Below are 10,327 nucleotides of genomic sequence, written 5' to 3'. Positions count from 1 at the left end.
TTTTGAGCTATATTTGAAAGAATGCGAATGGCGTTTTAATCACAGTGACTTAAAATCTCAAATATTCCTTTTAAAACAATTGGTTAAAGGGGGTTTAGATTAGTTATCTAGGACAGCCCCTAAAATAAATCAGATTGTTCGGATGAAGGTAGCTGGAGAGAAATGAATTAACATTCCACCGACGAGGTAAACTCTTTCAGGTGCAACTAAGTTGCGAGGACTGTTACTGGACGAACCCTTGGAGAGAGCTGAAATATCAGCCGCCGAAGGCGAAAATGCAACAATGCGTGAAACGCTCAGGCAAAAGGACAGGGGAGAAAAGCAAGATGTAATGTAATAAAATCAAACCACGCTGTGATTTTTGCCTTTGCAAAATATCACCGTTTTTTGACCGTTTGTTTCGGTCATTCCATCATTTCTTTTCTTTCCTTGTAAGTAGTTTTTACGAGGAACACACTATGTCAATCGACCAACTTTTAAACTCTATCAATAATTTCGTTTGGGGTCCACCGTTACTGATTTTAATCTCCGGTGTCGGTATCTATTTCACCTTACGCCTCAAATTACTGCAATTTGTTCACCTACCAAGAGCATTTAGCTATATCTTTAAAAAAGAGAAAGGCGAAAACCAAAGTGGGGATATTTCCGCTTTTGGAGCATTAGCTACTGCACTGGCGGCGACTATCGGCACTGGGAATATCGTGGGTGTCGCCACCGCTATTCAAGCCGGTGGCCCGGGTGCATTGTTCTGGATGTGGCTCATCGCCCTATTCGGTATGGCAACTAAATATGCCGAAGGCTTGCTTGCAATTAAATATCGTACTAAAGATAAAGCAGGCTTTGTTGCCGGCGGACCAATGTACTATATCGAATTAGGTATGGGTAAAAAATGGCGTTGGCTCGCTAAAGCCTTTGCTTTTTTCGGGGTATTAGTGGCGTTACTCGGTATTGGCACTTTCCCACAAGTAAATGGCATTACGCACGCCTTAGAAAGTACCTTCGATGTGCCAATTCTCCTTAGTGCTATTATTTTAACGCTAATTGTAACTGCAATTATTCTTGGCGGTGTAAAACGTATTTCTAAAATTGCAACCATTGTTGTGCCGTTTATGGCTATCGCTTATGTTGTTGCCTCGCTGTGTGTGATTATTCTCAACGCCGAAAAAGTACCACAAGCTATCGTTACTATTGTTCACGCAGCCTTTAATCCGCAAGCTGCATTAGGTGGTGCATTTGGTTTTACGGTAATGCAAGCCATTCAGCTGGGTGTAGCACGCGGTATTTTCTCGAATGAATCAGGCTTAGGCTCAGCCCCGATTGCCGCCGCCGCTGCTCAAATCAAAGAACCTGTGAGACAGGGCTTAATTTCAATGACAGGCACATTTTTAGATACTATCATTGTTTGTACAATGACAGGCTTGGTTATTATTATTTCAGGTGCTTGGACAGGTGATATTAAAGGTGCAGCTCTCACTACAACTGCCTTTACTCAAGGCTTAGACAGCTCATTTGGTGCAATTATTGTAACAGTTGGCTTAGTTTTCTTCGCATTCACTACTATTTTAGGCTGGTGCTACTATGGAGAACGCTGTTTTGTCTATTTAACACGTGGACGAACCCAATATATCAAGCTCTATCGCATTTTATTTATTGCGTTAATTACCGCTGCCCCATTTTTACAACTCGACACCATCTGGACAATTGCCGATATTGTAAACGGTTTAATGGCATTTCCAAATCTCATTGCAATTATTGCTCTACGCAAAGTAATTATTAGCGAAACCAAAGATTTCTTTGCTCGCCTTAAAAAAGGCGAAACAGAATAAAAACTGATAGAATATAGGGCAATTTAGCCCTATATTTTTATTTATGAAATTTTTATACACCTTTATTTTTTGCCTATTGTTTTCAATTAGTTATGCAAATGAGCGACAAATCAATTGCAAAGTGGTGGGAATTAGCGATGGCGATACCTTAAGTTGCTTAGTAAACAAAGCACCGCTCAAAGTGAGATTGATACATATTGATGCACCTGAACAATTCCAGCCTTATGGAAATAGAGCTAAACAAGCTCTGGCTCAGTTAGTGTTTAAACAAAACGTTACTGCCGTGATTTCAGGATACGATCGCTATCAACGCTTACTTGCTACCCTCTATTTAAACGGTAAAAACATCAACTTAGCCTTAGTAGAAAACGGTATGGCGTGGGCTTATACCACAAAGCGAGAGTACATTGAGGCACAAAATCAAGCACAGCGAGCTAAAATCGGCTTATGGCAGGACAAATTCCCGATTAACCCGAGCCAATGGCGAAAAACACGCGCCTCAACCTTACCACAAGCGGTCAAAAAACCGGAAAATATTGCAAATCCACCACAAGCAATTAACTGCAAAATTAAATTAAGCTGCAGCCAAATCGGCAATTACGAACAAGCAAAACACTACTTTCAACAATGCGGTTGGAAAGCGTTAGATGGTAATAATGACGGCATTCCGTGTAATAAACTGTATCGGAAAGCTCAGCAAAATAGATATTAATTTAACATTCATTCAAAGAAATAATTCTATCTGCTGATTGAATTGTAGATTGTCTATGAGCAATAATAATTCTTGTTATATTCATTTGTGAAATCGCTTGATTAACAAACTTCTCATTTTCTTCATCTAAATGGCTGGTTGCCTCGTCCATCAAGAGAATTTTAGGCTTTTTATATAAAGCTCTAGCAATAAATAATCGTTGTCTTTGTCCACCAGACAAATTATTTCCTAATTCGCCTAATAAGGTTTCATAATTCATCGGCATTGCCATAATGTCATTGTGAATATTCGCAAGTTTGCTACATTCGATAGCCCATTCTCGATCATAATTACTTTCAAAACTAACAATATTCTCTAAAATGGAACCGGAAAAGAATTTATCTTCCTGTAATACACAAGCAATCTGGGCTCGATATTGACTTAACCCTAATTGATAAATATCAATGCCGTTAAAATACACAGAACCTGAGGTTGGTTTTAATAAACCTGCAATTAATTTTAATAACGTTGTTTTGCCATAACCTGATGGTGCGGTAATAGCAACACTTTCCCCACTTCTGATCACTAAATTGACATTTTCAAGCACATTTTTAGAAAAAGGATCGTATTTGAAACAAAGGTTTTTAACTTCTATATCTGTTTGGCTATGTTCAAATCTGAGTTCTTGATATTTACTTTCATCTTCAACTTCATTTAAAGCAATGTCTGCAATCCGCTCTCTATGTAATGAAAGAATTTTTAGGCTAAAAATAATATCAATTAAATTCCCCATTCGTGAAGAGAAAAAGCCTCGATAGGCATTAAAAGCGACAAACATTCCTAATGTCATCACATTTTCAATCACCATTGTCGCCCCAATCCAAAGAATTAAAATCTGTTCGATGGTAGAAATAAAGGTATGGATACCGGAAAACAGCATATCAAATTTAGTTACCTTAATTGATGTGTTAAAAGCATCCGCATTGAGCGACATCCACTGTTCTTGTCGTTTATTTTCCAATCCTAATGATTTTAACGTTGTAATACCATATAAAGTTTCCATAAAATGCGAATGGGCTTTTGCTCCTTTAATAATCTGCTCTTCATTCAGTTGACGATAAACTAAATAAGTAACCATTCGAAGAATAAAATAGATAAAGGAAAAAGCTAATACTATCCAAAAGAGCCAACCGCCATATAACACTATCATAATAATTAAACTGATGATCATAATCGTATCAATAATCGTGGTAATAATGCTTGAAGTTAAAGTTTTCTGAATGGTTTTTAATGAACTAAATCGGGAATGAATATCCCCTACTTGACGTTTTTCAAAGAAATCAAGCGGTAATTTTAAGAGATGAGAAAAGAAACTGGCTGTCCATTGAAAATCAATTAAATAATTCATTTTCAAGGAAACCCAAGCCCTAAACATACCAACCGTTGTACGGAAAAGGGTAAATAAAAATAGCCCAATACAGATAATTAAAAGTAATGATTGATCTTTCGCTTGCATAACGTGATCCATCACTAACTGTGTTCCAATTGGCATCAATAAGGCAATGAGTTCAATGAGCATTGAAAGGGCAAAAATTTTCACTAATGCACCTTTTATGCCAGAAATATGCTTTAAGGTTTCATACAAACTAATGGTATTTTCATTGTTGCTTTTCTCAAATTTAACTTCAGACCAAGCTTCTAAAGCGACTCCGGTAAAATGGTTGGAAAATTCCGCACGGGATAATTTACGTTTACCGAAAGCAGGATCGTGGATAATAAACTGTTTTTCACTTGCGTGAGTTAATACCACAAAATGATTAAAATCCCAATGAAGAATACAAGGCAGACGAAGTTGTGGTACTTCATCTAACTCTAGAGAAAGAGGGCGAGTTATTAAACCACTGTCATTTGCAATAGAAATTAAAGTATGTAGCGTTACTCCACGAGAGGAAGTGCCATATTGACTTCGTAATTCAAATAAATTGGTGTCTTTATCGTAATAGCCCAACATCATCGCTAAACAGGCTAAGCCACATTCAGCTGTTTCAGTCTGCAAAATAACAGGTATTCTTCTCCGAAAATCAAATTTTAACTGCTCAATTCCTGTCATTATTGCTCCATATTTTTGCGTAATTGATACATAGGGAAAAATATCCACTCATATAGTTTACGTTTTTCTAAAAATAACGTGGCTTCGGCTTTCATTCCACTCATAAAATAAAGGGAGGTATCATTATATTTTACGTTTTGATCGGCAAGCTCAATCAGAATTTTATAAAGCGGAATGCCTTGCTCTAAATTTGCTGGTAGATTTTTATAAAAACTAAGTTCTTGCAAAGAAGCTGGTAAGGTTGAAATTGACGTAATCTTGCCCTTAAACTGCCCGAATTTTTCAAACGGAAAAGCCTCATAGCGAATATTCACCTCATCACCTTGTTTAATAAATGAAATGGCACTATTCGGTACCCACATCACTAGCTGATAATTTCCTTTATTCTGTGGCAGAATTTGTGCAAGCGGGTCATTCTCTTTAATAATTTGCCCAACGGTAACGCTAATGCTTTCAATTTTTCCGTCTAAAGAGGCATTAACAATAATATCTGAAACAGATTCAAATTCCATTAAACGAATGTTTAAATCGCTTTTTTGCATTTCATAGCGAATAATCTGATTATTAAATTCGGTTTTACGGGTTTCAATTTCATTTTCCAAGCTAAGTTGAGTGGATTTTAATTGAATTAATTCTTGCTTTAGCTCATTAAACAGTGATTTTTGTTGGAAATATCGGCTTTTCTGAATATTCACTTCATCATAGCTAGAATGCCCTACTTTTAATAATTTCTCATAACGCTTTACTAAATCCGCATAGTCATTCATCGTTTTTTCAACTTCAACTAAATAAGCCTGCTTATCTTGATAAATTTTCTGATTATTTTTAATCTGCTTTTCAAGGCTATTGATAGTCTCTAACTTATTCTTATGTAAAGCAGAGATCGCTTGTTCTGTCGCTTGAATTTGTGACTTCAGGGAAAGAATAGAATTGACATTAATATTTCCACTATGCGTAATTCTATCTAACGTAATTTTAAATAGCGGATCGCCCTTTTTCACCTGTTGATGAGGCTGAATATAATTTTCGGATATATAGCCGGATTTAGGAGCAGAAAGGATAATTGGATGAGCTTGCATTACTAACTCACCAACAACAGTTTCACGGCGGGTATAACTGCCAAAAACAATAAATAAAATAAATGCAGCAAAAATAAAGAAAGAAATGAAAAAGACAAACCAAGCAGGAATTCTGCTAAATAGTACCGCAGTGCTTTTCCATTTCTGATAATTTAAGGCTTCTTGTCTAAACATAAAATAAATTACTTCACAAATTTTCTTATGAGTAGATAAACAATTAAGTTAGAAGCAATAAGCATAGTTGTTTTCAAACCCTCATCAGGAAATAATTTAGAAACTATGTAACTAGCAAGTAATAAAGCACAGAAAAGTACTAGATTGAATTTCATTTGACCTACCATGGTTGTTCATTCTTAATGTAGTCTAACAAAATACTATCATCTCCGAGTGGAGGAAGATAGTTAGTAGCTATTGCAGTATCTATAAACTTTCCTATCTCATTTCCAATATAAGCACCTGCAACAGCACCTATTGGACTTGCCATTCCTCCTATGGCTGTACCAATACGCTGTCCAATTAAAGTTCCAGCAGCATTGCCGATAACTTGAGCAGTATCTGATTTCTCATTACTCAATTCCTCATTACAAATAGGGCAATCATTAGCTCCTATCCATCCACTACCACCAGAAACATGCTGTAAACAGCAGCTATTTGTAAGTTCTTTCATAACTTTTCTCCTATAAAAATAGTGATTGATATGTACCTAGTATATAGGCACACAGATAATCTTATTTAAATGATCATCATTGTCAATTACAAGTTATTAATTTATTGTAAAAATGTGATATATTTCACAAAATAAGTGGCTAGAATTGAAAAATAGTAATATGAATCAAGAAGGCTTTGAAGAAAGATATGAGATAAAAATATATGGAATAAGAAAATATAGCTGGATTTTGGTGCAAAAAGGATAATTAGCTAAACATAGATCACCTAATTAATCCACGACAGTTGCATATCGAGTATAGCTAACTAATACAATAATAAATACAGTAAAAATAAAGAAAGAAATGGAGAAAACTAACCAAGCAGGAATTCTGCTAAAAAGCACTGCTGTACTTTTCCATTTCTTATAATCTAAGGCTTCTTGTCGGAACATATTAAAAAATCTTTATGTTGAGTCTTTTTCTAAAAACTAGTACATAAAGGAATGCTATTATGGAAACAATAAGCCATTTCTCTATTCCATTTATATTGAAATATATATCTAACAAAACAGATATAGTTGGAATTAGGATTATCCAAATAGCCAAAATCAATATATTAATGAGATTTCTTATATTCATAGTATATGCTACTTATACGGATTGATTAGATTACTTGACGGAACATCATAATCTGGATGCCTTGCACTCTCTGGATTATCATATATTGTTCCAGCAATAAATCCACCAAAATCAGCCCCTCCATTGCCAGCAAGAATTGATACTCCTAATCCTGCACCTGTTGCAGCACTAACCGCAGTTCCTGCAGCTCCGCCTATCCAAGATCCTATTCTAACTACTGTTTCTCTTGAAATTCGATCTTCTCCTCCCATTGTCCATTACAACCTGGGCAGTTAGGATCATAATCATACCCAGAATAACCACCAGAAACGTGATGTAAACAGCAAGTATTTGTAATCTCTCTCATAACTTTTCTCCTAAAAAGGTTGATAGTATGTATTTATGGATACAATAAATACACCACAAAAATAAACCAAATAAAAATAATTATCAATATAATTTGAATATTTTTCTAAATTTGTGATCTTGTTCACATTTTTGATGGAATAAAATAGCCCCAATATGCTGATAACCTTGTTCAAATAAGCGGTTAATTTAGTACTAAAATTTACAAAAGACTCATCATAATTAACCAGTTTGTCACTTATGTTATACAGTAGTTTGGCTAGCAAAGAGTAACCTAATAAGTTGAAATATAGCCCGATTTAGGAGCAGAGAGCAAAATAGGATGAGATTGCATTACCAACTCACCCATAACCACTTCACGGAGGGTATAACTGCCAAAAACAATAAATAAAATAAATGCAGCAACAATAAAGAAATGGAAAAGACAGACCAAGCAGGAATTCTGCTAAATAGTACCGCAGTGCTTTTCCATTTTTTTGACTGATATGCAATAGCTTCTTTTCTGAACATATAATACCAATTTATACAACTACATTAGCACTCTTATTTCTATATACATAAAGATATAATTTTATAAAAATATAAAGTTAATAAAATAATCATATTAAAAAGTCAAACACTACCAGTCTAAAAAATATATCACAATCGTTTTTCAAGAAAATAATAGACAATCAGAAAGAAAAAAAACACAATATCATAAATAGCCACACCACACTCGAATGGTAACAATGGATAAACAAATCGTTTAATCATAAAATAAATAAACGCAATATAAATCACAGTAACAAATCTCATAAAACACCCGCAATAAAATTTAGTTACATAAATTAATGAATCTTACATCCATGCAGACAAGATATATTATTCAATGATTGCCACTTATGAAATAAGGCTTATTCTCTCTTAAACATCTATTATACTCTATTCTTTTCCTAACAGAATCTTTTGCCTTTCCACTTCCATAGGAAAAATAATAACATTCACCATCCTTTTTCTCATATTCTTGATAGTTAACACAAGCAGATAACATTATTAAAGGTAATAACGCCCTAAGAATCAATAATAACATCCCATTCACTTATAACCTATATTTATAATTAAAAATAGAGAACAAATAGCTTAACCTAATAAATTATTTTAATATTAGCCTCTATTAGAGGCTAACAAAATAACCATATATGTAAATTCCCACACATTTAACTTAATCTTAGCACACCAATATAAGATAACTGCCAAATAAGCTGGGAAATCTTCTCTCTTTTATCTTCTGATACTTTTTCTAAAATATCATTTAATGAAACTTCCGAACCCTGTTTAAGAGATTTAATAACATCTCCAAACTCTTCGTCAAGAGAAATACTATATCCATTTGAAATTATCTTATTTTCATAACCAAAGTAGTGATTTTTGGTTTTAAATGAAATTTTTTGATTTTCCGAAATAGAATTATATTGATAATTTCCTAAAGTTTCCAAATTAAGTGGCTTTTCAATCCGCTTCTGATCATAAAAATTCTCTATAAATTTGCGATAATTCTCTTTATCTTTAATATATTCTGCTGTTTGTTCTGCCAACTGTGCTATCAACTCTTTATCTGACTCATAATGCGATAAAGAAGCTCGGGCAATTTCTTTCTCAACCATATTTTGAGATACCCAAGTCAGATAGTTATGAGTATAAGCAGGAAAAATTCCTACAGCTAAATGCACAGTTTCTTCCCCAACAGGAATAGGATCGTGCCACCAGCCACGAGGTAAATAAAGAACATCTCCAGCTTCTAATACAATATCCATATATACATCATCAAGATTAGGAGCATATTCAGGCATATCTTTACTACGATGCATAAACAATGGTTTTTTAAATGTTGGAGTGTGAATAATCCAACGCTTTTTACCCTGCATTTGAACTGCAAAAATATCACGACTATCCCAATGGCTTTTAAAAGATCTTTGAGTATTAAACGCAATATATAAACTTGAAAAAATATGACAGCCTGTAAATTGAGCTATCTCTTGAGAGAAGCAATCAACACTTGGTTCATTTACAATACCATTTGCGACTAATGTTGCTCCATCTCTTAAAAAACTATATAAATTTTCCTCTTGAAATTTATAACGAATAGTACCTAGATCATTATATTCTTCTAAATAATCTTTCTTAGGTACTCTTTTGCCTTTATACATTACTTTAATTGCATCTTCAGAAAGTAAATTACAACGAGGTAATACTTCATTTATCGCTTTCCAAGAAAGTAAATCTTTCTGAGATATTGCTCCTTTCATTAAAAGTGGTTTTTTCTCAAAATAATTTTCACGAAATTCTTGATAAGAAATTGGAAATTGAATTTTCATAATATACTCTCTTATTGATAATCACATCCATCACCATAATCCGAACCTGATTGATTGCAACTCGCCTTTATACCAATACTATTTTTGATACCTTGAGAAGTACTTTTATACAAGCCCTCCCCCATACCACCACCTAAAGCAGATAAGGTTGACACTGTCACCGCACCAGCTTTCATTGTTGCTCCAATACCGCCACCAATAGCCCCACCTATAGCTGATGCTCCCAAACTCTCCCAAGTCATTTTTTCCCCAGAAATCATACTATTCCCAACATAATATGCAGCTCCAGCAACAGCTCCTACAATAACAGGTGCAAAGCCTGCCGAAACAAATTGGCAATCCTCAATTTTTAACTCTTTCATAAGAGATATTCCTCTATAATGTTTATAATTACAACAAATACTATTAGAACTATAGCCTCAATAACATCTTGTACATTTTTATTTTTTACAATCTTCTTTACAAGAAGAATAGACACAATTCTTGATAATATGAATGGGATAATCAATATAAGTAATATTTTTTCAAAAATCATATTTATCTAGCCGTATAAACTAAAATACTAGTGGTAGGGTGGTATAATTTAGTTCCCAGTATGATGTAATGCCTGTACCATCCCACCACAAAGGGGCTATG

General features: G+C 34.3%; 9 protein-coding genes, 1 pseudogene and 1 riboswitch. Of the genes and pseudogenes, 3 read left to right on the top strand and 7 right to left on the bottom strand.

The genetic code is table 11. The features are described from left to right. The 3 genes and pseudogenes from ACERCG_RS08650 to ACERCG_RS08640 form a co-directional block, all read left to right on the top strand. Positions 1–103, top strand: a pseudogene (locus ACERCG_RS08650) (IS1595 family transposase); the annotation flags it as partial. A gap of 125 nt (positions 104–228) precedes the next feature. Further along, a riboswitch (glycine riboswitch) is annotated at positions 229–322 on the top strand. A 136-nt stretch (positions 323–458) separates the two neighbouring features. Continuing rightward, positions 459–1,826, top strand: a complete 1,368-nt coding sequence (locus ACERCG_RS08645) for an alanine/glycine:cation symporter family protein (RefSeq protein ID WP_373611635.1) — start codon at positions 459–461, stop codon at positions 1,824–1,826. Between the two features lie 43 nt (positions 1,827–1,869). After that, positions 1,870–2,538 carry a thermonuclease family protein gene (locus tag ACERCG_RS08640; protein ID WP_373611633.1) on the top strand — a complete coding sequence of 223 codons (669 nt, stop codon included), beginning with the start codon at positions 1,870–1,872 and terminating at the stop codon, positions 2,536–2,538. Between the two features lies 1 nt (position 2,539). Here ACERCG_RS08640 and ACERCG_RS08635 read toward each other — a convergent pair whose 3' ends face one another. The 7 genes from ACERCG_RS08635 to ACERCG_RS08605 form a co-directional block, all read right to left on the bottom strand. After that, positions 2,540–4,627 carry a peptidase domain-containing ABC transporter gene (locus tag ACERCG_RS08635; protein ID WP_373611632.1) on the bottom strand — a complete coding sequence of 696 codons (2,088 nt, stop codon included), beginning with the start codon at positions 4,625–4,627 and terminating at the stop codon, positions 2,540–2,542. Beyond that, positions 4,627–5,880, bottom strand: coding sequence for an HlyD family secretion protein (locus ACERCG_RS08630; RefSeq protein ID WP_373611630.1), 1,254 nt, complete (start codon positions 5,878–5,880; stop codon positions 4,627–4,629). The genes ACERCG_RS08635 and ACERCG_RS08630 overlap by 1 nt, the downstream gene beginning before the upstream one ends. Before the next feature lie 160 nt (positions 5,881–6,040). Next, on the bottom strand, positions 6,041–6,373 hold the full coding sequence (locus tag ACERCG_RS08625; protein ID WP_373611628.1) for a hypothetical protein: 333 nt from the start codon (positions 6,371–6,373) through the stop codon (positions 6,041–6,043). Positions 6,374–7,000: 627 nt separating this feature from the next. Further along, positions 7,001–7,243, bottom strand: coding sequence for a hypothetical protein (locus ACERCG_RS08620; protein WP_373611627.1), 243 nt, complete (start codon positions 7,241–7,243; stop codon positions 7,001–7,003). Next, complete coding sequence (locus ACERCG_RS08615) at positions 7,207–7,338, bottom strand: hypothetical protein (RefSeq protein WP_373611626.1); 132 nt, start codon at positions 7,336–7,338, stop codon at positions 7,207–7,209. Before ACERCG_RS08615 ends, ACERCG_RS08620 begins: the two co-directional genes overlap by 37 nt. A gap of 1,195 nt (positions 7,339–8,533) precedes the next feature. Further along, complete coding sequence (locus ACERCG_RS08610; protein ID WP_373611624.1) at positions 8,534–9,691, bottom strand: cupin domain-containing protein; 1,158 nt, start codon at positions 9,689–9,691, stop codon at positions 8,534–8,536. A gap of 11 nt (positions 9,692–9,702) precedes the next feature. Continuing rightward, positions 9,703–10,053, bottom strand: coding sequence for a hypothetical protein (locus ACERCG_RS08605; protein ID WP_021280430.1), 351 nt, complete (start codon positions 10,051–10,053; stop codon positions 9,703–9,705). Between the last annotated feature and the right edge of the window lie 274 nt (positions 10,054–10,327).

The sequence above is a fragment of the Mannheimia sp. E30BD genome (assembly GCF_041807785.1).
Classification (GTDB): domain Bacteria; phylum Pseudomonadota; class Gammaproteobacteria; order Enterobacterales; family Pasteurellaceae; genus Mannheimia.
This window is presented reverse-complemented; position numbering and strand designations above follow the sequence as displayed.

Bases quoted from the DNA above. Each gene is read 5' to 3' on its own strand.
- ACERCG_RS08645 (WP_373611635.1), top strand. From the start codon at position 459: ATGTCAATCGACCAACTTTTAAACTCTATCAATAATTTCGTTTGGGGT.
- ACERCG_RS08640 (WP_373611633.1), top strand. From the start codon at position 1,870: ATGAAATTTTTATACACCTTTATTTTTTGCCTATTGTTTTCAATTAGT.
- ACERCG_RS08635 (WP_373611632.1), bottom strand. From the start codon at position 4,627: ATGACAGGAATTGAGCAGTTAAAATTTGATTTTCGGAGAAGAATACCT.
- ACERCG_RS08630 (WP_373611630.1), bottom strand. From the start codon at position 5,880: ATGTTTAGACAAGAAGCCTTAAATTATCAGAAATGGAAAAGCACTGCG.
- ACERCG_RS08625 (WP_373611628.1), bottom strand. From the start codon at position 6,373: ATGAAAGAACTTACAAATAGCTGCTGTTTACAGCATGTTTCTGGTGGT.
- ACERCG_RS08620 (WP_373611627.1), bottom strand. From the start codon at position 7,243: ATGGGAGGAGAAGATCGAATTTCAAGAGAAACAGTAGTTAGAATAGGA.
- ACERCG_RS08615 (WP_373611626.1), bottom strand. From the start codon at position 7,338: ATGAGAGAGATTACAAATACTTGCTGTTTACATCACGTTTCTGGTGGT.
- ACERCG_RS08610 (WP_373611624.1), bottom strand. From the start codon at position 9,691: ATGAAAATTCAATTTCCAATTTCTTATCAAGAATTTCGTGAAAATTAT.
- ACERCG_RS08605 (WP_021280430.1), bottom strand. From the start codon at position 10,053: ATGAAAGAGTTAAAAATTGAGGATTGCCAATTTGTTTCGGCAGGCTTT.